At 71.2% G+C, this 20750-nt stretch carries 20 protein-coding genes and 1 pseudogene; 12 read left to right on the top strand and 9 right to left on the bottom strand.

What is annotated here, in order from left to right:
* Positions 1 to 7: 7 nt before the first annotated feature.
* The gene (locus KBA23_RS07135; RefSeq protein WP_290738619.1) at positions 8 to 1372 is read right to left on the bottom strand and encodes a glutamine synthetase family protein; all 1365 of its coding nucleotides are present in this window, start codon (positions 1370 to 1372) and stop codon (positions 8 to 10) included.
* 317 nt (positions 1373 to 1689) lie between these two features.
* On the opposite strand from KBA23_RS07135, the gene KBA23_RS07130 reads away from it, so the two are divergent.
* Together KBA23_RS07130 and KBA23_RS16825 are read left to right on the top strand one after the other, a co-directional pair.
* Positions 1690 to 2997, top strand: a complete 1308-nt coding sequence (locus KBA23_RS07130; RefSeq protein ID WP_290738616.1) for a hypothetical protein — start codon at positions 1690 to 1692, stop codon at positions 2995 to 2997.
* Positions 2972 to 3214: pseudogene (locus tag KBA23_RS16825) on the top strand (pentapeptide repeat-containing protein); the annotation flags it as partial. The gene KBA23_RS07130 and the pseudogene KBA23_RS16825, both read left to right, overlap by 26 nt.
* Before the next feature lie 469 nt (positions 3215 to 3683).
* On the opposite strand, the gene gap reads toward KBA23_RS16825, so the two are convergent.
* A complete protein-coding gene (gene gap / locus KBA23_RS07125) occupies positions 3684 to 4685 on the bottom strand; it encodes a type I glyceraldehyde-3-phosphate dehydrogenase (RefSeq protein ID WP_290738614.1) in 1002 nt (333 codons plus the stop codon).
* Positions 4686 to 5008: 323 nt separating this feature from the next.
* On the opposite strand from gap, the gene KBA23_RS07120 reads away from it, so the two are divergent.
* Entirely contained in the window at positions 5009 to 5227 is a 219-nt protein-coding gene (locus KBA23_RS07120; RefSeq protein WP_290738612.1) for a hypothetical protein, read from the top strand.
* Here KBA23_RS07120 and KBA23_RS07115 read toward each other — a convergent pair.
* Positions 5224 to 5787: a hypothetical protein gene (locus KBA23_RS07115; RefSeq protein ID WP_290738609.1), complete on the bottom strand. Its 564-nt coding sequence runs from the start codon at positions 5785 to 5787 to the stop codon at positions 5224 to 5226. The genes KBA23_RS07120 and KBA23_RS07115 overlap by 4 nt on opposite strands.
* 220 nt (positions 5788 to 6007) lie before the next feature.
* Complete coding sequence (gene glpK / locus KBA23_RS07110) at positions 6008 to 7504, bottom strand: glycerol kinase GlpK (RefSeq protein WP_290738606.1); 1497 nt, start codon at positions 7502 to 7504, stop codon at positions 6008 to 6010.
* Between the two features lie 129 nt (positions 7505 to 7633).
* Here glpK and KBA23_RS07105 point away from each other — a divergent pair, with 129 nt between their 5' ends.
* From KBA23_RS07105 to trpA, 8 genes are all read left to right on the top strand, one after another.
* Entirely contained in the window at positions 7634 to 8413 is a 780-nt protein-coding gene (locus tag KBA23_RS07105) for a DeoR/GlpR family DNA-binding transcription regulator (protein WP_290738603.1), read from the top strand.
* A 32-nt stretch (positions 8414 to 8445) separates the two neighbouring features.
* Positions 8446 to 9303 carry a DMT family transporter gene (locus tag KBA23_RS07100; protein WP_290738600.1) on the top strand — a complete coding sequence of 286 codons (858 nt, stop codon included), beginning with the start codon at positions 8446 to 8448 and terminating at the stop codon, positions 9301 to 9303.
* A 79-nt stretch (positions 9304 to 9382) separates the two neighbouring features.
* Complete coding sequence (locus KBA23_RS07095) at positions 9383 to 10414, top strand: histone deacetylase family protein (protein ID WP_290738597.1); 1032 nt, start codon at positions 9383 to 9385, stop codon at positions 10412 to 10414.
* A 126-nt stretch (positions 10415 to 10540) separates the two neighbouring features.
* Entirely contained in the window at positions 10541 to 11008 is a 468-nt protein-coding gene (locus KBA23_RS07090) for a hypothetical protein (protein ID WP_290738594.1), read from the top strand.
* An 86-nt stretch (positions 11009 to 11094) separates the two neighbouring features.
* The gene (gene nrdR, locus KBA23_RS07085) at positions 11095 to 11559 is read left to right on the top strand and encodes a transcriptional regulator NrdR (RefSeq protein WP_290738590.1); all 465 of its coding nucleotides are present in this window, start codon (positions 11095 to 11097) and stop codon (positions 11557 to 11559) included.
* An 8-nt stretch (positions 11560 to 11567) separates the two neighbouring features.
* Positions 11568 to 12680 carry a bifunctional diaminohydroxyphosphoribosylaminopyrimidine deaminase/5-amino-6-(5-phosphoribosylamino)uracil reductase RibD gene (ribD, locus tag KBA23_RS07080; protein WP_290738587.1) on the top strand — a complete coding sequence of 371 codons (1113 nt, stop codon included), beginning with the start codon at positions 11568 to 11570 and terminating at the stop codon, positions 12678 to 12680.
* Positions 12681 to 12779: 99 nt separating this feature from the next.
* Positions 12780 to 13910 carry a polysaccharide biosynthesis/export family protein gene (locus KBA23_RS07075; protein ID WP_290738584.1) on the top strand — a complete coding sequence of 377 codons (1131 nt, stop codon included), beginning with the start codon at positions 12780 to 12782 and terminating at the stop codon, positions 13908 to 13910.
* Between the two features lie 74 nt (positions 13911 to 13984).
* Positions 13985 to 14776 (top strand): tryptophan synthase subunit alpha, encoded by a 792-nt coding sequence (gene trpA / locus KBA23_RS07070; RefSeq protein WP_290738581.1) that lies wholly within the window; start codon positions 13985 to 13987, stop codon positions 14774 to 14776.
* 8 nt (positions 14777 to 14784) lie between these two features.
* On the opposite strand, the gene KBA23_RS07065 is transcribed toward trpA, so the two are convergent.
* Genes KBA23_RS07065 through KBA23_RS07055 form a run of 3 tightly spaced genes read right to left on the bottom strand, consistent with a single transcriptional unit; the run spans position 14785 to position 16916 of the window.
* On the bottom strand, positions 14785 to 15399 hold the full coding sequence (locus KBA23_RS07065) for a class I SAM-dependent methyltransferase (protein ID WP_290738578.1): 615 nt from the start codon (positions 15397 to 15399) through the stop codon (positions 14785 to 14787).
* Positions 15400 to 15420: 21 nt separating this feature from the next.
* Positions 15421 to 16218: a CDP-diacylglycerol--serine O-phosphatidyltransferase gene (gene pssA, locus KBA23_RS07060; RefSeq protein WP_290738575.1), complete on the bottom strand. Its 798-nt coding sequence runs from the start codon at positions 16216 to 16218 to the stop codon at positions 15421 to 15423.
* Complete coding sequence (locus tag KBA23_RS07055) at positions 16218 to 16916, bottom strand: phosphatidylserine decarboxylase (RefSeq protein WP_290738572.1); 699 nt, start codon at positions 16914 to 16916, stop codon at positions 16218 to 16220. The genes pssA and KBA23_RS07055 overlap by 1 nt, the downstream gene beginning before the upstream one ends.
* Positions 16917 to 17091: 175 nt before the next feature.
* Here KBA23_RS07055 and KBA23_RS07050 point away from each other — a divergent pair, with 175 nt between their 5' ends.
* Positions 17092 to 18891 carry an NAD(P)/FAD-dependent oxidoreductase gene (locus KBA23_RS07050; protein ID WP_290738569.1) on the top strand — a complete coding sequence of 600 codons (1800 nt, stop codon included), beginning with the start codon at positions 17092 to 17094 and terminating at the stop codon, positions 18889 to 18891.
* 234 nt (positions 18892 to 19125) lie between these two features.
* Here the strand turns inward: KBA23_RS07050 and pth are convergent, their stop codons facing one another.
* Positions 19126 to 19818: an aminoacyl-tRNA hydrolase gene (gene pth / locus KBA23_RS07045; RefSeq protein ID WP_290738566.1), complete on the bottom strand. Its 693-nt coding sequence runs from the start codon at positions 19816 to 19818 to the stop codon at positions 19126 to 19128.
* Positions 19819 to 19898: 80 nt separating this feature from the next.
* The gene (locus tag KBA23_RS07040) at positions 19899 to 20510 is read right to left on the bottom strand and encodes a 50S ribosomal protein L25/general stress protein Ctc (RefSeq protein WP_290738563.1); all 612 of its coding nucleotides are present in this window, start codon (positions 20508 to 20510) and stop codon (positions 19899 to 19901) included.
* Between the last annotated feature and the right edge of the window lie 240 nt (positions 20511 to 20750).

The raw sequence follows: 20750 nt of genomic DNA, 5'->3' as shown, positions 1-20750 counted from the left end.
CTTCTCCTCACGCCCGCTCGAAGCCGCGGGCCCGGTCCCAGTCGGTCACGCAGCGGTCGCATTCGGCGATCTCCCAGCGCGCGGCGTGAACGTAGTGGTCAACCACGTCGTCGCCCAATGCCCCGCGCAGGAACTTCGACTTCCGGAGCGCCTCGGCGGCGTCGCGCAGGTTGGTCGGGATCTCGCGCGCCCGCCCGGCGGCGTAGGCGTCGCCGCGAAACTCGGGCTCCAGGTCCAGCTCGCGGTCGATCCCGTCGAGCCCCGCGGCGATCAGCGCGGCATAGGCGAGGTGCGGGTTGAGATCGGCCCCGCCGACCCGGCACTCGACCCTGATGCTCTTGGTCTCCTCGCCGACGATGCGATAGCCCGCGGTGCGGTTGTCGGCCGACCAGATCGCCTTGGTCGGCGCGAAGGTTCCGGCCGCGAAGCGCTTGTAGGAATTGACGTAGGGCGCGAGAAAGTACGTGATCTCCGAGGCGTGCGCGAGCTGACCGGCCAGAAAGCGCCGCATCAGCACGGACATGCCGTGGGGCCCTGCCGGGTCGAGGAAGGCGGGTTCGCCCTGAAGCGTCCACAGCGACTGGTGGATATGCGCCGAGGAACCCGACGCCCGCGTGTCGGGCTTGGCCATGAAGGTGAGCGCGCGGCCCCTGGACCAGGCGATCTCCTTCGCGCCGTTCTTTACGATCACGTGGTTGTCGGCCGAGACCAGCGCCTCGGCGTAGCGGACGTTGATCTCCTCCTGCCCGGCGCTCGCCTCGCCCTTGGAGTTCTCGACCGGGATGCCGGCGGCGTTCAGCCCGGTGCGGATCGCCCGCATCACCTCCTCCTCCTTGGAGGTCTGGAAGATGTGGTAGTCCTCGTTGTAGGGGCTGATCGGCGTCGGCCAGCGGTAGCCGGCGGCCTGCACCTGCTCGTAGCTGTCGCGGAACAGGAAGAATTCCAGCTCCGAGGCCATCATCGCCCGGAGCCCCCTCTCCTCCAGCCGGGCGATCTGCCGCTTCAGCACCGCCCGCGGCGAGTGCGGAATGTCGTGGTGGTGGTGATCCTGCACGTCGGCGATGACCAGCGCCGTCCCCGGCAGCCAGGGCGTGACCCGGAGCGTCGAGAGGTCGGGCTTCATGGCGTAGTCGCCGTAGCCCTTCTCCCAGCCCGTGGCCTTGAAGCCGGGGACCGTCTCCATCTCGAGGTCGGTGGCGAGGAGATAGTTGCAGCCGTGGGTCTCGCGCCAGCCGGATTCGAGGAAGAACTCGGCCTGGAAGCGCTTGCCCATCAGCCGGCCCTGCATGTCGACGAGCGCCACGAGGACCGTGTCTATCGCGCCCTCCGCGACTGCCTGTTGCAGCTCTTCGATCGTGAGCGCGCCCCGCATCTCCCCTCCCTCGTCGGCCTGCGGAGACGCTAGCGACCGCCGCAGCCCCGCGCAAGCCGGGGCCTGGGGTCATGCGTCGGCGGCGGACGGTCGGGCCCGCCCAACGGCCGGAGCGGGCGCGGGAGGCGCCGGAGCCGAGCGTGCTAACACGCGTGACAGGACGGTCAAGCATCTGAAACAATGGGGAAATCCGGGGCGTTAACCCTCTGTTGACCTCTGTTGGCCTCGGTCCGTCGCCTCGGGGCGGCGAGGCGGAACTTGCCGGCGGGGCGCCGGGGCGGTAGGGTCGGGCATTGTCCCAACGCGCGGCGGCGATCATGGCCCGACCTCCCCGCACGCCGCCCCCGCCGTCGCCCGACCTGGCGCGCATCGCCCGGATCAACGAGGTCTCCGCCATGGCGCGCGCCTCGTGGATCGCCATGCTCGGCTACTTCGCCTTCGTCTTCGTCACCCTGCTCGGGGTCGAGGACGCCGACTTCTTCGTCCCCTCCCGCCAGACCCAGCTGCCGCTGGTCAACGTCGCCATCCCCACGGCGAGCTTCTTCTGGTTCGCCCCCGCCCTCGGCGCCGCGCTCTACGTCTATCTCCACATCGTGCTGCTGAAGCTGTGGGACGCGATCGCCGACGTGGAGCGCCCCCGCGTCGATGGCCATCCCGTGGGCGACCTCATCAACCCCTGGCTCGCCAACGACTGGGCGCTGGGCCTGCGCGGCGGCGACTACACGCCCGCCCGGCCGCTCCGCATCCTCGGCAAGTACGCCACCTTCTGCCTCGTCTGGCTCGCGGGCGGGCTGGTGCTGTTCTGCGCCTGGTGGTGGTCGATGCCGGCGCACGACGAGTTACTGACCCTCTGGCTCGGCGCCTGTTTCCTCGTCGCCGCCTTCGCCGGCGTCGAAAGCTGGCGCGCCGCGCGCGCCTGGCTGATCCCGCCCCGCCGCGAGCCGGTCCATCGCCGCCTCTGGCGACGGCCGGGGGCGCTGGCGGCGATCGTCCTGGTGATCCTGATCAGCTGGGCCCGCACCGAAGGCGGCCTCGACCGCACCGCCGGCAGCGTCATCGACCTGACGAACCGTTGGCTCGGCCGGGGCGACGAGACCGGCTTCCTGCGCCGCTGCTACCCTGCGGACTTCGGCCGCGACGAACCGGACGGGGCGCTCCTGCCCGATTGCCTCGACGATCACGGCGTGGAGCTCCCCCGCGACATGGTGCAGGAGCGCCGCATCGCCGCCGTCCTGCCGACGCTCGAAGACCTGACCTTCACGCTCCCTGTCGTGGGTGAATGGAACCCGCTGGCCGGGACCGACATCGCCGGCGTCGAGATGGTCGCCCGCCCCGACGGCTGGCGCGACGCCGTCACCGCCCGCCGCGCCTATCGCGAGACCTGGTGCCGCCGCGAGGGGCTGGAGATGGAGGTCTGCGGCCAGCCCGCCATGACCGACGAGCCGACGCCGGGGCACGTCCTGGCGAAGCGGCGGGAATGGTGCGGCACGCACGGCGTGACGGCGCCCGGCGACGACGACGGCCCCTGCCTCTCGCGTTTCCGCGACTTCGACGACCGCGGCGGAATGGCGAGCCGAGCGCGCCGCCGTCCTCGCCGACCTGCCCCGGCTCGACCTCGGCGGTGAAGACCTCCGCCGGTCGGCCGCCGCAGGCGTATCGCTGGAGGGGGCGGACCTCTTCGGGGCGCGGCTGGAGGGGGCGGACCTCCGCGAGGCGCGGCTGGAGGGGGCGGACCTCCGCGAGGCGCGGCTGGAGGGGGCGGACCTCTTCGGGGCGCGGCTGGAGGGGGCGGACCTCCGCGAGGCGCGGCTGGAGGGGGCGGACCTCCGCGAGGCGGATTTCCGAGAGTCAAACTGGGCTGGCGCATCAAACCGGGCGTCGCCAGCCCAGTTTGCGGATTTTCGCAGCCGTCAAGAGCTGACGCAATCCCAGCTCGAACACTTCATCGGCAACGACCTCACGCTGCTCCCCGACCGGCTCAACGAGAACGGCGAGCCCTACTACGTCTGGTCGTGCTGGGAGACCCCGCCCGAGGGTTTCGACGCCATCGTGGCGACGGCGGCGGGGCGCCACCGCCTACGACGCGGGCCGGGCCTGGCTGCGGCAGGAGTTCCTGTGCGGCCCGGACAATCCCCGCCGCAAGGTCGGCGCCCGCCTCGCCGTCGATGCCCCTTATCCCCCGGGCCATCCCTTCCTCGACCGCACCGACTGACCCGACGCGTGGCGCCGCCTGCGGACGCCGACGCCTGCGGCGTGACGGCCGGGGCGGCTCGCCCGGAGCGGCCCGCGCCCGGGGGCGCGGGCCGGGAGGTCAGATCAGCTTGCCCATGGCGACGGCGGTGTCGCTCATCCGGCAGGAGAAGCCCCACTCGTTGTCGTACCAGGTCAGGATGCGGACCATGGTCCCGTCCATCACCTTGGTCTGGTCCATGTGGAACACCGAGGAATGGCTGTCGTGGTTGAAGTCCGACGACACCAGCGGCTCGTCCGTGTAGCCGAGGATGCCCTTCAGCTCGCCGTCGGCGGCGGCCTTGATCGCGGCGTTCACCTCGTCCTTCGAGGTCGGATTCTTGGCGATGAAGACGAGATCGACCACCGAGACGTTCGGCGTCGGCACGCGGATGGCGACGCCGTCGAGCTTGCCCTTGAGCTGCGGCAGGACGAGGCCGACGGCCTTGGCGGCGCCGGTCGAGGTCGGGATCATCGACAGCGCGGCGGCGCGGGCGCGGTAGAGGTCCTTGTGCATGGTGTCGAGCGTCGGCTGGTCGCCGGTGTAGGAGTGGATCGTGGTCATGAAGCCCTTCTCGATCCCGATCGCCTTGTCGAGCACGTAGGCGACGGGGGAGAGGCAATTGGTGGTGCACGACGCGTTGGAGACCACCAGATCGTCCTTGGTCAGCGTCTTGTCGTTGACGCCGAAGGCGATGGTCTTGTCGGCGCCGGAGGCCGGGGCGGAGACGAGGACGCGCCGGGAGCCGTTCTCGAGATGGATCTTGGCCTTCTCCCTGTCGGTGAAGATGCCGGTGCATTCCATGGCGACGTCGACGTCCTTCCACGGCAGTTCGGCCGGGTTGCGGATCGCCGTCACCCGGATCGGGCCGCGGCCGACGTCGATGGTGTCGCCGGAGACGGTGACCTTGCCGGGGAAGCGGCCGTGGACGCTGTCGTAGCGCATCAGATGGGCGTTGGTCTCGACCGGCCCGAGGTCGTTGACCGCGACCACCTCGATGTCGGTGCGGCCGGATTCCACGATTGCGCGCAACACGTTGCGCCCGATGCGGCCGAAACCGTTGATGGCGACCTTTACCGTCATATGCACAATCTCCCCTGTCGCGCCCAAGCGACGCGCCGGGCGGCGCGAATTCGACCGGCCCCGGATACAGGCCCGCGCGGCTTCCCGCAAGCCGCCCGGAACGGGCTCGGCGCGCGGAGTCCGGTTCCTGCGGGGATTTCAACGGTTAACGCTGATCCGCTCGGGCTGGAAAGCGGCCGGAAACCGGCTGGAAAGCGGCTTGCCACAAATTCACCCGGGATAAAGGATTAGCGCGAGGGATCGGGGCCGGGAGCGCCGAGGGGGCTCGGGTGGACGGCGCAGAGGGTTTGACCGGTGGACGCGGCAGGAGGTAATGTTTGCGGATGAACGCGCGCCTGCAACATCTGATCGTCGAGGTCGAGGCCAGGCTGCGGCCCGAGGAGCAGGAGCGGCTCGCCGACACGCAGTGGAAAAGTGGCAATGTTTGGGCACTCGACCAGCATCCTGAAAAATTTCGCGTAGTCAATACAATCTCAGATGCTGCGATTAGGTGCGTTTCTGAGGAGGTTACACTGGGTTTCGCGAAACTGCTCGAAGGCTAGAGCGCGCCGGCAGGCGGATGCAACCGGGCGTGGCATTCGTCACATACCGAGACCAGCTCGAAAAGAAACTCGTCGAGCATGTGCTCGTAGGTCAGATGGTGGACCTGCGTCGCCGGACGCTGACGGCAGCCTTGGCAGAGGTCGCCGTCGCGTTCGAGCACTAGACTGCGCTTCGTGCGCCATTCGTCGGATAGAAGATAGGCCTCATACTCATGGCTGACCCGCCTATCCTCTTCTGCCTGCCGCTCGAACACGGCGGTCAAGAAGGTTCGCTTTCGGCTTGCGATTACGCCCTGCCACTTCGGCCGAGCGTACTCGTCCCACTGAGGCAAGATCAGGCTGTCGTCGCGCTTGATCGCCCGGCTCGCGGCCAAACCGCAGACGGTGCATTGGTAGACGTGCTGCCGCCCCTCCTTTGCGACGCCGCGCTCTCGAAGCTCGGTAGTCGGGTGTGAGCAGTCCTGCCTGATCAACTCGAGGTAGGCCTCGTGCTCGTCGTCGGAGAGGTAGAGGAATTCGTTGCGACCGGTGAGGGGGTTCTCGACGAGGGCTCTGGGCATCAGTGCTGATTCCACTCTGATAACTAGAGTTTAATGTGAGCATCTGCATGGACACCTTTCAATAGTCTATGATCGTCCGACTTCATCTATCGTGCAAGACATTGAAATTATGAGATGAGCAGCTGATTATTAGATGCCGGTTGGATGTATCGGGCGGTAACCGCGGGGTCGATAGCGCCGAGCTACGAGTTCGGAAAGCCATCGTCTTATGGCAATGCGCCTACCGCGCCCCCCCACTCAACGTCCGCCGCACCGCGTCCAGCCACCCCGCATACTTCGCCTCCCGCCGCGCCTCGCCCATCGCCGGCTCGAAGCGGCGGTCGAGGGACCACGACCGGGCGAACTCGTCCGGGCCCGGGTAGATTCCGGCCTGCATGCCGGCGAGCCAGGCGGCGCCCATTGCGGTGGTCTCGCGCAGGCAGGGGCGGTCGACGGGGGCGCCCAAAGTGTCGGCGAGGGTCTGGAGCACGAAGTCGTTCGCGGTCATGCCGCCGTCGACGCGCAGGACGGGGGGCGCGCCGTCTCCGGGCCAGTCGCGGCGCATCGCCTCGTAGAGGTCGCGGGTCTGGAAGGCGACGCTTTCGAGGGCGGCGCGGGCGAATTCGGCGGGGCCGGAGTTGCGGGTGAGGCCGAAGATCGCGCCGCGGGCCTCCGGATCCCACCACGGCGCGCCGAGGCCGGTGAAGGCGGGGACGAGGTAGAGCGACTGGGTCGGGTCGGCCTTGAGCGCCAGGGCCTGGGTCTCGGACGCCTCGCGGATCAGTTTCAGGCCGTCGCGGAGCCACTGGACCACGGCGCCGGCGACGAAGATCGAGCCTTCGAGGGCGTAGGTCGGGCGGCCGTCGAGCTGGTAGGCGATGGTTCCGAGCAGGCGGTTGCGGCTCGCGGTCAGCGTGTCGCCGGTGTTGAGCAGCGCGAAGCAGCCGGTGCCGTAGGTGGCCTTGAGCATCCCGGGCGCGAAGCAGGCCTGGCCGACGGTCGCCGCCTGCTGGTCGCCGGCGACGCCGAGGATCGGGACGGGGCGGCCGAAGAGGTCGGGGCGGGTGTCGCCGAAATGCGCGGCGCAGTCGCGGACCTCCGGCAGCATCGCCATCGGCACGCCGAGCAGCGCGCAGATGTCCGCGTCCCAGCGGCCAAGGCGGATGTCGTAGAGCAGCGTGCGGGCGGCGTTGGTGGCGTCGGTGACGTGCGCGGCGCCGCCGGTCATGCGCCAGATCAGGAAGCTGTCGACGGTGCCGAAGGCGAGCTCGCCGCGTTCGGCGCGGGCGCGGGCGCCTTCGACCGCGTCGAGGATGAAGGCGACCTTGGTCCCGGAGAAGTAGGGGTCGAGCAGGAGGCCGGTTCTTTCGGTGATCATGGCCCCGTGGCCGTCGTCGCGGAGGCGGGCGCAGGTCGCGGCGGTGCGGCGGTCCTGCCAGACGATGGCGCGGTGGATCGGCTCGCCGGTGGCGCGGTCCCAGACGATGGTGGTTTCGCGCTGGTTGGTGACGCCGATGGCGGCGATGTCGCGGGGCGCGAGGCCGGCGCGCTCGATGGCGCCGCGGGCGACGGCGGCGGTGGAGGACCAGATGTCGGCGGGCTCGTGCTCGACCCAGCCGGAGCGGGGGAAGTGCTGGGGGAACTCCTGCTGCGCGCTGGCGACGAGGCGGAGGCGGGCGTCGAAGACCAGCGCCCGGCTCGAGGTGGTGCCCTGGTCGATGGCGAGGATATGGGTCATGGCTCCTCCCGGCGCGCCTCTGGCGGGCGGCACGGGCGCGAGCCTAGCGGCGGGCGGGGCGGGCGGGCAAGCTGTTGCCGCGGCGGCGGCTGCGCCCTATGAGGGATCCGAGCTGAGTTCCGGGGCTAGATGGCCGTCAACTTCCGCCATTCCGAGATCCTGACGCTCGCGCGCGAGCATGGCAAGGTCACGGTCGAGGGGCTTGCCGCGCATTTCAGCGTCACGGCGCAGACGATCCGGCGCGACCTGACCGAGCTCTGCGACATCGGCCAGCTGACCCGGGTGCACGGGGGGGCGATGATCCCCTCGGGCGTGATCGCGCTCGGCTACGAGGACCGGCGGACCCTCGCCTCGAGCGAGAAGGAGGGGATCGCGCGGCTGGTGGCGGAGCAGATCCCCGACGGGGTCTCGGTCTTCATGAACATCGGCACCACGACCGAGGCTGTGGCGCGCGCGCTGCTCAGGCATCGCAACCTGATGGTGGTGACGAACAACCTCAACGTCGCGAACATCCTCGCCACCTCGCCCAACATCGAGGTGATCGTCGCGGGCGGGATCCTGCGCCGGGCGGACGGGGCGCTGGTGGGCGACGTGACGGCGGAGTTCATCGGCCAGTTCAAGGTGGACTACGCGATCATCTCCTCGGCGGCGGTGGATCCGGACGGGAGCCTGCTCGACTACGACTTCCGCGAGGTGCGGGTGGCGCAGGCGATCATCAAGAACGCCCGGCGCTCGTTCCTGGTCGCGGACCACACCAAGTTCAAGATGGCGGCGCCGGTCAGGATCGCGAGCCTCGCCGAGCTCGACGGGTTCTTCACCGACGTGACGCCGCCGAAGTCGATCGTGCAGCTCTGCGCCGACAACGACGTGTTCGTCCGCACCGTCGAGCATTCGGGACGCGGGCGCTGAGCGACGACCGGCCCTTTGTCGGGGTCATGCTGATGCTCGGCTTCTGCGTGCTCGTGCCCTTTTCGGACGCGCTCGCCAAGTACGTCGGCGACAGCGTGCCGCTCGGGCAGATGGTGTTCGTCCGGTTCGCAACGCAGGCGGCGATCCTCGCGCCTCTCGCCTTCGCGACCGGGGCGGGGATGCGCATCGGCCGTCGCGCCTTCCTGCTGAATGCGCTGCGCACGGCGTTCCATGTCCTCGCCATGGCGCTGTTCTTCCTCTCGTTGCGCGCGCTGCCGCTCGCCGACGCGGTGGCGATCACCTTCGTGATGCCGTTCCTCCTCCTGTTCCTCGGGAAGCTCTTCCTCGGCGAGACCGTGGGCGTTCGCCGCCTGACCGCCTGCGCGGCGGGTTTCGTCGGGACGCTCATGGTCGTGCGGCCGAGCTTCATCGAGGTCGGCGCCGCGGCCCTCCTTCCGCTCGCCGTCGCGGGGCTCTTCGCGGGCTTCGTGCTGACGACCCGCGCCGTCGCCCGCCACGCCGACCCGATGGCGCTCCAGGCCATCAACGGCGCCATGGGGGCGGCGTTTCTCGCGCCGGTGATGCTCGTGGCCGGTGTCGTCGGCCCACCCGATCTCGGCTTCGCCGCCGCGCCCGCGAGCGTCTGGGGCCTCCTCGTCGCGCTCGGCGTATTCGGCACCGTCGCGCATCTGCTGATGACCTGGTCGCTGCGCTTCGCGCCGGCCGCGACGCTCGCGCCGATGCACTACCTGGAGATCCCGTTCGCGACCCTGATCGGCTGGCTCGTCTTCGGCGACCTACCCGACGGCATGGCCGCGGCAGGGATCGCCGTGACGATGGCGGCAGGGCTCTACGTCATCCATCGCGAGCGGATCGCGGCGGCGGGTTGACGCGGTCCCGCGCGCCGATGTTGCCCGCGGGACCGGGCGGCGGCTAGGCTCGCGGGAAAGCTACCGCCGGGGCCGCGCGATGCAGACCGTCTTTTCCCCGCTCCACGCCCGCCACGGCGGCAATGTGGAGCTGATGTCGGGCGAGATCCTGCCCGCGTTCGAGCTGCCGCGGCGGGCCGAGATCGTCCGCGCCCGGGTCGAGGCCGTCGGCCTCGGGCCGATCCTGCCGCCGACGCCGCAGGGGCTCGGGGTGGCGCGGCGGGTCCACCGGCCGGATTTCGTCGATTTCCTGCCCCGCGCCTGGCCGCTCTGGGCGGCGGAGGGGCGGGGCGGCTCGGCGATGCCCTTCGTCTTTCCGGCCCCGGGGCTGCGCGCCGACGTGCCGCCCGCCCACATCGACGGGCTACTCGGATTCTATGCGATGGATGGCGGCGCCACCTTCGTGGAGGGCACCTGGGAGGCGGTGAAGGCGAGCCAGGACGTGGCGCTGACCGCGGCCGGGCTGGTGGCCGGCGGCGCCAGCGCGGCCTTTGCGCTGTGCCGGCCGCCGGGGCACCATGCCGCGCGGCGGGCGGCGGGGGGATACTGCTTCCTCAACAACGCCGCGATCGCCGCCCAGTCGCTGCGTGACGGCGGCGCGGGTCGGGTGGCGATCCTCGACGTCGACTATCACCACGGCAACGGCACGCAGGACATCTTCTATGACCGCGGCGACGTGCTGGTGGTCAATCTCCACGCCGACCCGATGGTCGAGTACCCCTATTTCCTCGGCCACGCCGACGAGCGGGGCGCAGGCGCGGGCGAGGGTTTCAACCTCAACCTGCCGATGCCGCACGGGACCGATTTCGGCGACTGGTCCCGCGCGCTCGACCTCGGCTGCGCGGCGATCGGGGACTTCGGGCCGGACGTCCTGGTGGTCTCGCTCGGGGTCGACACCTATCAGGGCGACCCGATCAGCGCGTTCCGGCTCGATACCCCCGACTACCCCCGCATCGGCGCCCGCATCGCCCGGCTCGGGCGGCCGACGCTCTTCGTGATGGAGGGCGGCTACGCCGTCGAGGAGATCGGCGTCAACGCGGTGGGAGTGCTGACGGGGTTCGAGGGCGCCTGACGCGCGGATTAAGCACTGTCGCGCGCCGCGCTTGGTGAACGCCGCCCGCCGGCGTTAACGTCCCGTTAGGGGTGATCGAGACGGGGGCGGGAGATGCTGCGGGCGTTGGCCGGATTGTTGTGCCTGATGGTTCTCGCCGGCGCGGCGGACGCCTGTCCGGGCGCGCCGACGGCGATAGATCCGCTGCACGTCCTCGCCGACCGGCTGCGCACGCCGCTGACGGCCGAGGTGCGCGCCGGCGGCACCGTGCCGCTCGAGCTCTGCGACGGGGTGCCGGGGACCGGAAACATCCCCTTCGACCCGAGCGCCAGCATCCTCTACGTCGCCGACCGCAAGCGGATGGATCTCGAGGTGCGCACCGAGGGCGCGTGCGACACGGTGATCCTGCTGCGCACGCCCACCGGCCGCTGGTTCTTCGACGACGACAACGGCGGCGAGCGGAACGCGCGCATCCGCATCGCCGCCCCGCGCGAGGGCCGCTACGAGATCTGGGTCGGCAGCCAGGAGGGCCGCGCCTGCGAGACGAAACTGTCGCTCCAGACCTTCCGCAGCGTCGTCCGGCTGGCGGAGACGCCGCGGCTGCGGCGCATCTAGTGGCGGCGAGAAATCCCTACCCAAGGGGTTGACCGCCGCCTATAGTGCCGGGCGATCGTGAGCTCAACGGCCCCGGGGGTCTCCGAATGCGCTGTCCGTTCTGCGGCAACATCGACACCCAGGTGAAGGACAGCCGCCCGGCGGAAGACCACGTCTCGATCCGGAGGCGACGCTTCTGCCCGGCCTGCGGCGGGCGCTTCACCACCTACGAGCGCGTGCAGCTGCGCGACCTCGTGGTGATCAAGAAGAACGGCCGGCGCGAGGCCTTCGACCGCGACAAGCTCGAACGCTCGATCCGCATCGCGCTGCAGAAGCGCCCGATCGAACCCGACCGGGTGGAGCAGATGGTCTCGGGCATCGTGCGGCGGCTGGAGAGCCTCGGCGAGACCGACGTGCCCTCGGACACGATCGGCCAGATCGTCATGGAGACGCTCGCGCGCATCGACACGGTGGCCTACGTGCGCTTCGCCAGCGTCTACAAGAACTTCCAGGCGGCCGACGACTTCGAGGACTTCGTCTCGGAGCTGCGCCCCTCCGCCGCGGACGACTGAGACCCGCGATGCCGGACCTGGACGCGATCGACGCCGCGCACATGCGCACGGCCCTCGGCCTCGCCCGCCGCGGGCTCGGGCAGGTCTGGCCGAACCCGGCGGTCGGCTGCGTGATCGTCGCGGACGGGACGGTGGCGGGCCGCGGCTGGACCCAGCCGGGCGGCAGCCCCCACGCCGAGACCATGGCGCTCGCCGCCGCCGGCCCGCGCGCCCGCGGGGCGACCGCCTACGTGACGCTCGAGCCCTGCGCCCATGTCGGGCGCACCCCCGCCTGCGCGGCGGAACTCGCCGCCGCCGGCATCGCCCGGGTGGTCGCGTCGATCGAGGACCCCGATCCGCGGGTGAAGGGCAAGGGCTTCGCCATGCTGCGCGACGCCGGCGTCGAGGTCGCGACCGGCTGCCTCGCCGACGAGGCCGCGGCGCTCAACGCCGGGTTCCTCGGCCGGATCGAGCTCGGCCGCCCCCGGCTGACGCTGAAGCTCGCCACCTCGATCGACGGACGGATCGCCACCGGCGACGGCGAGAGCCGCTGGATCACCGGCCCGCTCGCCCGCCGCGAGGTCCACCTGATGCGCGCCACGTCGGACGCGATCCTGATCGGAGCCGGCACGGCGCGCGCTGACGATCCGCGTCTGGACGTGCGCAACCTCGGGCTCGCGACGCGCCGGCCGGTGCGGGTCGTGGTCTCGGGCTCGCTGACGCTGCCCCGCGAGGGCCATCTCGGCCGCTCGGCCGGGGAGGCGCCGCTCTGGCTCGCCCACCACGCCGAGGCCGACCCGGCGCGGCGCCAGGCCTGGGTCGAGCGCGGCGCGACGCTGGTCGAGATCCCGTTTCAGCCGGACGGCGAGCTCGACCTCGGCGCGCTGCTCCTGCGGCTCGGCGAGCGCGGCCTGACGCGGGTGCTCTGCGAGGGCGGCGGCCGGCTGGCGGGCGCGCTGCTCGCGGCGGATCTCGTCGACGAGATCGTCGCCTTCACCGCCGGGATGGCGCTCGGCGCCGAGGCAGTCGCCGCCGTCGGAGCGATGGAGGTGACCGCGCTGGCGCTCGCGCCGCGCTTCCGTCTCGCCGACCTGAAGCGTGTCGGCGGCGACGTCCGCGCGCGCTGGGAGCGGGCCGGGTAGGCGGGCGGAGGCGTCGCGGCATTCCTGCTGGCCACGCGCGGCGTTTGCGGGTAGGGTTCGCGTCAAAGCTGGCGAACAAGGCGCGTGACGAGGACATCGATGCAGTTCCTGCCGACGGCGACCCTGGGGCGCTGCCTTCTCGCGGCGCTTGTCGTCATGGCTGGCGCCTGCACCATGCCGCGCTCTGGACCGACCGCCGGCGAGATCCTCGAGTCCGATCCGGGTTCCGGGGTGCTGATCGCCCAGGTGAGCCCCGCGGTCGCGCGGATGGCGAGTTCGGACGACCCGCTCGGCTTTTCCGGCGATTTCCTGCGCGCGGGCGTGGTGGCGCCGGACGCCATCCGCGCCGGCGACCGCGTCACCGTCACGGTCTGGGAGAACGTCGACACCGGCCTTCTCGCCGGGGTCGGCCAGAAGGTGACGGCGCTCGACGAGATCCAGGTCGACAGCGAGGGGCGCATCTTCGTGCCCTACGTTGGCGTGATCCCGGCCGCAGGGCGGTCGCCGGACGAGTTGCGGCGCGAGATCACCGCCGCGCTGGAGAGCCGCACCCCGGAGCCGCAGGTCGAGGTTCGCCGGGCGAGCGGCGTCGGCTCGACGGTGAGCGTGATGGGCGCGGTGACGAACCAGGGCGTCTACCCGATCGAGGAGCCGACCCGCCGGCTGTCGTCGATGATCGCCCAGGCCGGCGGCGCGACCATCGTGGCCGACGTCGCCCAGGTCCGCGTCGAGCGCGGCGGGCGCACCGGTTCGGTCTGGTTGCAGGACCTCTACGACCACCCGCGCAACGACATCGCGCTCAGGGCCGGCGACCGGATCATCGTCGAGCAGGACCGCCGCTCCTTCACCGCGCTCGGGGCGGCGAACGCCCAGCGCCGGGTGAACTTCACCAAGCGCGACCTGTCGGTGATCGAGGCGCTGGCCGACGCCGGCGGCCTCGACGGCCGGGCCGCCGATCCGACCGGGGTGTTCCTGTTCCGCGTCGAATCCCCCGAGGTCGCCCGGGCCGTCACCGGGCGCGCCGACCTCGTCGGGCCGCAGCGCGTCGCCTACGTGCTGGACCTGACCACGCCCGACGGACTGTTCGCCGCGCGCGAGTTCGTGGTGCGCGACGAAGACACGATCTACATCACCGAGGCGCCGCTGGCCTCGTGGTCGCGGGTGCTCAGCCTCGCCGGGCAGGCGGTGAACTTCGGCAGCTCGGTGACGGTGCTGGAAGGCCGCTTCTGATCCTTCGCCCGACCCTGCGGCATTGCGTTTCGCCGCCGCTTCGCGCAGAAGGCGCGAAACGCCGGAGGGACGGAATGACGCGGATCGAGGCCGCCTTTGAACGCCTGCGCGCCCAGCGCCGCAAGGCTTTCGTCGCCTTCGTCATGGCGGGCGATCCCGACCCCGAGGCCTCGCTCGAGATCATCCGCGGCCTGCCCGGCGCGGGCGTCGACGTGATCGAGATGGGAATGCCCTTCACCGATCCGATGGCCGACGGGCCGGCGATCCAGCGCGCCGGGCAGCGGGCGCTCGGGGCCGGGCAGACGCTGGCGCGCACGCTCGCCATGGTGCGGGCCTTCCGCGAGCAGGACGACACGACGCCGATCGTGCTGATGGGCTACTACAACCCGATCTATTCCATGGGGGTCGGGCGCTTCCTCGCCGAGGCGGCGGAGGCGGGGGTGGACGGGCTCATCGTCGTCGACCTGCCGCCGGAGGAGGACGACGAGCTGTGCCTGCCGGCGCAGGCGGCGGGGCTGAGCTTCATCCGGCTCGCAACGCCCACGACCGACGACCGCCGGCTGCCCAGGGTGCTGACCAACACCTCGGGCTTCGTCTACTACGTCTCGATCACAGGCATCACCGGCTCGGCGGAGGCGAACGCCGCCGCGATCGCGCCCGAGGTGACGCGGATCAAGGCCGGAACCCCGTTGCCGGTCTGCGTCGGCTTCGGCATCCGCACCCCCGAGGCGGCGCGCTCGATCGCCGCGGTCGCCGACGGGGCGGTGGTCGGGTCGGCCATCGTCGAGCGGATCGGCGCAGGCGAAAGCCCCGGGCAGGTGCTCGCCTTCGTTCGCAGCCTCGCCGAGGCGACGCACACGGCCTGACGCGGCTCTCAGGCGCGGGACAGCGTCAGGAACGTGAACATGCCGAAGGGCGGGAAGGTCCGATCGGCCGCGACGCTAAGGCGCGGGTCGCCGAGGACGCGCGCCATGGGGAAGTCGGAATGCCAGCCGAGCAGGTTGGCGAAGGGGGCGAAGGCGCGCTCGAGACGGGAGAGCATCCCGTAGTCGCGGGCGAAGTGGTTGACGATCAGCACCTCGCCGCCGGGCTTGCAGACGCGGGCCATCTCGGCGACGACGCGCTCGGGCTCCGGCACGACCGAGACGAGGTACATGGCGACCACGGTGTCGAAGCAGGCGTCCGGGAAGGCCAGCGCGCGCGCGTCCATCTGGCGGAGCTCGGCGACATGGGCGAGGGACAGGCGCGCGACCCTGGCGCGGGCCTTCTCCAGCATCTCGGCGGAAACGTCGACGCCGGTGACGCTCAGATGGGGCTTGTAGCCGCCGAGCGAGAGGCCGGTGCCGACGCCGACCTCGAGCACCGAGCCCTGCCGGGTGTTGATGTAGTCGACGGCCCGGGCCCGGCCCCGGCGGGTGACGGCGCCGAAGGTGCGGTCATAGACCGGGGCCCAGCGGCGATAGGCGGTGTTGACGGCCTCGATTTCCATGGGTTTCCTCCAGGGAACGTCTCAGAGACTAGGCTTGCGGCGGGCGGCGACAAGGCCGTGGGCGACGGCGGCGACATAGGCGAGGTTGGCGAGGATCATGAGCAGCCAGAAGCGGGTGAAGGCCATGCCGACGACGATGGCGGCGGCGACGAGCACGTAGGGGACCTTGTCACGCGAGATCCGGAGGCCCTTGAGGGACGGGGTGGGGATGCGGCTGACCATCAGCAGAGCGACGAGCCCCAGGTAGACGGCGGTCGGGACGGCAACGGCCGACGCCGCGACGAGGCCCTCGAGGCCGAGGAAGACCGGCATCAGCGCGAGCATCGCCCCGGCAGGCGCCGGGACGCCGGTGAAACAGGCGCGGCCGGGCGGCGGCGGCGCGTCGCGGGTCACGTTGAAGCGAGCAAGGCGAAGGCAACAGCAGATCGCGAATACGAGGACGGCGATCCAGCCGAAGCCGCGCGCGCCGATGAGGGCGAACTGGAAGACGAGCAGCCCCGGCGCCACGCCAAAGCTGATGAAGTCGGCGAGCGAGTCGAGCTCGGCGCCGAACGTGCTCGCCGCCTTCAGCCGGCGGGCCAGAAGGCCGTCTAGCCCGTCGATGAGGGCGGCGAAGATGATGAGGACGGCGGCGAGCTCGTAGCGTCCGGCGAGGACGAAGCGGATCGAGGTGAGGCCCGCGCAGAGGCCGAGGACGGTCACCAGGTTCGGCAGCAGATGGAGGAAGGGCAGGCTGTCGCGGCGGGACCTGCCCCCTTGGCGGGCGGGCTGGGCGGCGGCCTCTTCGCCCTGGGCGTGGGCTGGGACGATGTCGGGCATCAGCGGATCTCCCCCCGGCGGGCGGGTTCGGGCGAGGCGAGGTCGGCGATGACGGTCTCGCCGGCGATGGCGGACTGCCCCGGCGCGACGAGCGGGGCGACGCCCTCGGGCAGGTAGACGTCGAGGCGCGAGCCGAAGCGGATCATGCCGAATCGCTCGCCGGCCCGGAGCGCCTGTCCCTCGGCGGCGTCGCAGACGATACGGCGGGCGACGAGGCCGGCGATCTGGACGACCGCAAGGCGGCGGCCGTCGGGGAGAGCGATGGCGAGAGCGTTGCGTTCGTTGTCGGCGCTCGCCTTGTCGAGGGAGGCGTTGAAGAACCTGCCTGGGCGGTAGGCGACGCGGGTGACGGTTCCGTCAGCAGGGCTGCGGTTCACGTGGCAGTTGAAGACGTTCATGAAGATGCTGACGCGGGTGAGCGAGGCCGGTCCGAGGTCGAGCTCGGGCGGCGGCGCGGCCGCGGCGATCATCGAGACGATGCCGTCGGCGGGGCTGACGACGAGTCCGTCGCGGGCCGGCGTCACGCGCTCGGGGTCGCGGAAGAAGTAGTAGCACCAGAGGGTGAGGAGCACTCCGACCCAGCCGACGGCGGGGTGCAGGAGGAAGAGGGCTGCGGCGAGCGCCGCGAAGAGCGCGATGAAGCGCCATCCCTCGCGGTGGACGGGCTTGATGAAGGTCGAGAGGAGGCTGATGGACATCGGTTCCGGGCGCCGGGCGGCAGGGTTCGGGAGCCGGAATAAAGCAATTCGGCCCCAGTGCAACGCGCCTGTCGGCGAACCGCGCGCCGCGCGGGGTATGATCCTCTCGCGGCCGGCGTCATTCTGGGGCGCGCCGACTCGCTGCCGGCCAGAAAACAAGAACCTGGAGGAAACGATGCTCGACCAGACGCCGGACGCGGCGATCGCACACGTGCTCGACGGATTGAACGAGGCGCTCGCCGCCGGCGACGCGCAGGCGGTCGCCGCGCTCTTCGAGCCGGAGGGCTACTGGCGCGACCTCGTCAGCCTGACCTGGAACATCCGCACCATGGAGGGTCGCCCGCAGATCCTGGAGATGCTGGAGTCCCAGATGGGGCGCGTGCGGCCGCGCGGCTTCGTGGTCACGCCGGGCGAGGCGGCCGAGGACGCCGGCGGCTTCACGCAGGCCTGGATCGACTTCGAGACCGACGTCGGTCGCGGGCACGGGCATGTCCGGGTGCGCGACGGCAGGATCTGGACGCTGCTGACCACGCTGAAGGAACTGAAGGGCCACGAGGAGAAGCGCGGGCGGACGCGGTCGCACGGGGTCGAGCACGGAGCCGACCCGAACCGCAGGACCTGGAAGGAAAGCCGCGAGGACGAGGCGTCCCGGCTCGGCTTCGACGAACAGCCCCATGTCGTCGTCATCGGCGGCGGTCAGGGCGGCATCGCGCTCGGCGCGCGGCTGCGCCAGCTCGGAGTGCCTACGATAATCGTGGAGAAGAATGCGCGGCCGGGCGACAGCTGGCGCAGGCGCTACAAGTCGCTCTGCCTGCACGATCCGGTCTGGTACGACCACCTGCCCTACATTCCGTTCCCGGAGAACTGGCCGGTCTTCGCGCCGAAGGACAAGATCGGCGACTGGCTGGAATGGTACACGAAGGTGATGGAGCTCAACTACTGGGCCTCCACGACGGCGAAGTCGGCGACGTACGACGAGGCGAAGGGCGAGTGGGAGGTCGTCGTCGAGCGCGACGGCAAGGAGATCACCCTCCGGCCGAAGCAGCTCGTGCTGGCGACCGGCATGTCGGGCAAGGCGAACGTGCCGGTCTTCCCCGGGCAGGACGTGTTCAGGGGCGAGCAGCAGCATTCGAGCCAGCACCCCGGTCCGGACGCCTACAAGGGCAGGAAGGTGGTGGTGATCGGGTCGAACAATTCGGCCCATGACATCTGCGCGGCGCTCTGGGAGGCGGGCGCCGACGTGACCATGGTGCAGCGCTCGTCCACGCATATCGTGCGCTCGGAGCCGCTGATGCGGCACGGGCTCGGGGCGCTCTATTCCGAGGACGCGCTGGAGGCCGGGGTGACGACGGCGAAGGCGGACCTGATCTTCGCCTCGATCCCCTACCGGCTGCTCCCGGACTTCCAGCGGCCGATCTACGACACGATCCGGGCCGAGGACGCGGCTTTCTACGAGGGGCTGGAGAAGGCCGGGTTCTGGCTCGACTGGGGGCCGGACGGCACCGGCCTCTTCATGAAGTACCTGCGCCGCGGCTCGGGCTACTACATCGACGTGGGCGCGAGCCAGCTGATCATCGACGGCAGGATCAGGCTCGTTCGCGGGCAGGTGGAGAAGCTGACCGAGAACGCCGTGGTCCTCGACGACGGGACGGAGCTGCCGGCGGATCTGGTCGTCTACGCCACCGGCTACGGCTCGATGAACGGCTGGGCGGCGGACCTGATCAGCCAGGAGGCGGCGGACAGGGTCGGCAAGTGCTGGGGCCTCGGCTCGGACACGCCGAAAGATCCGGGGCCCTGGGAGGGCGAGCAGCGGAACATGTGGAAGCCGACGGCGCAGGAGGGGCTGTGGTTCCACGGCGGCAACCTGCACCAGAGCCGGCACTACTCGCAGTTCCTCGCGCTCCAGCTCAAGGCGCGACAGGTCGGGATCGACACCCCCGTCTGGGGTCAGGGGAAGGTCCACCACCTGCGCTGAGCGACGGTCGCGGCGGCGCCGCCGGCCGGCCGGTCCTGCGGCCGGGACGGGGAAACGGCGCCACCGGCGCGACGACGCAGCGCGCCGCGGTCGCGACGGGGCCACCGGCGCGACGTCGACGCGGCGCATCGGTCCGCGCGGCGGCGGCGGTCGGCAGACCGTCGGCGGCGCGCGGAGGATCAGCCGCGCCAGTCGACCCGGCGGCCGCGGCGGAAGGCGCGGGTTCCGCTCCGGTCAGCGGAACCGTTCGATCAGGCGCTGGAGCGGGTTTGCGGGCGCCTCGGTGGCGGAGGCCGCCGCGGGCGCGGCGGCGGAAGGCGCGGGCGCGGGCTTCGGCGGCGGTGCGGGCTTCGGCTCCCCGGCGGGGGCGGCGAGCGCCACGACGTTGGCGAAGCGGCCGAGATCGCCGGCGACGAGCTCGGGCGCGGCCCTGGCGATCGCCGGGAGCACCGCGTCGAGCCACCCGGCCTCGTCCTTGGCGAAGTCGTTCAGGACGTAGTTGGCCACCACGCGCTTGTCGCCCGGATGACCGATGCCGATGCGCACCCGCAGGAATTCCGGGCCGATATGGGCGACGATCGAGCGGATGCCGTTGTGGCCGGCGGCGCCGCCGCCGACGCGGGCGCGCACGCGGCCGGGCGCGAGGTCGAGCTCGTCGTGCAGCACGATCACGTCCGCCGGCTCGAGCTTGTGGAAGGCCATCGCGGCGCGGACGCTGTCGCCGGACAGGTTCATGAAGGTCTCCGGCTTGAGCAGCAGCACGCGCGCGGTCCCGATCCGGCCCTCGGCGATCTGGCCGTGGAACTTCGAGCGCCAGAGGGCGAAGCCGTGCGCGGCCCCGATGGCGTCGAGCGCCATCCAGCCGACGTTGTGCCGGTTGCGGGCGTATTTCGCGCCCGGGTTGCCGAGGCCGACGAGGAGCTTCATGGGTGGTCAGGGTCCCGTGAACGACGACGCGCCGCGGCGGGCCGCGGCGCGTCAGGCAGTAGCACGTCGGCGCGCCGGGGTCAGCCCTCGGCCGCCGCCTCCTCCTCGCCCTCGGACGACTTCAGGCCGGACGGGGCCTGGATGTTGGCGATCACGAAGTCGCGGTCGGTGATGGTGGGCGTCACGCCCGCCGGCAGCGCCACGTTGGAGATGTGGATCGTGTCGTTGATGTTGGCGCCGGCGAGGTCGACGGTGATCTTCGCCGGGATGTCGCCCGCGGTCACCACCAGCTCGACGTCGTTGCGCACGACGGTCAGCACGCCGCCGCGCTTCAGGCCCGGGGACTTCTCGCGGTTGATGAACTCGACCGGGATGTGCAGCGCGATCCGCGACTTCTCCGAGAGCCGCAGGAAGTCGACATGGACCGGCAGATCCTTGACCACGTCGCGCTGGACGCCGCGACAGATTACGCGGTTGTCCGTGCCATCGACGCGCAGGTTGAGCAGCGTCGACAGGAACTTGCCGGCCTTGAGCTGCTTCAGGAGCGCGTTGAACCTGACGTTGATCGGCTGCGGGGCCTCGCCGCCGCCGTAGATTACTCCGGGGACGAACCCCTCGCGACGCGCGGATCGGGCGGCCCCCTTGCCGACCCCTTCGCGCGCCACGGCCTCGAGAACAGGCGCTTCGGCCATGGTCTCTCTCCTCGTGAACGTTGCCATGCCGGCGCGCCTCCAAGGGTGCCGCGCCGGAGCGCGCCCCTTAGCCGATCCGGGCGGCGATGGAAAGGGCCGGCTTGGCCGGCCCTTCGTCATGGGCGTCGAGAGTCTGGAGGCGGCGCTCCAGTCCCTTGCGGGCCTGCCGGGCGCGCCGGACGACCCTTTGCCCGCCGCGGCGGAAGCTGCGATGCGTGACGAAGGGCCAGGGCCCAAGGG

The organism is Amaricoccus sp. (assembly GCF_017995835.1).
Lineage (GTDB): Bacteria > Pseudomonadota > Alphaproteobacteria > Rhodobacterales > Rhodobacteraceae > Amaricoccus.
The sequence above is the reverse complement of the archived record's forward strand: the minus strand, read 5'-3'. Positions and strand labels throughout refer to the sequence as shown.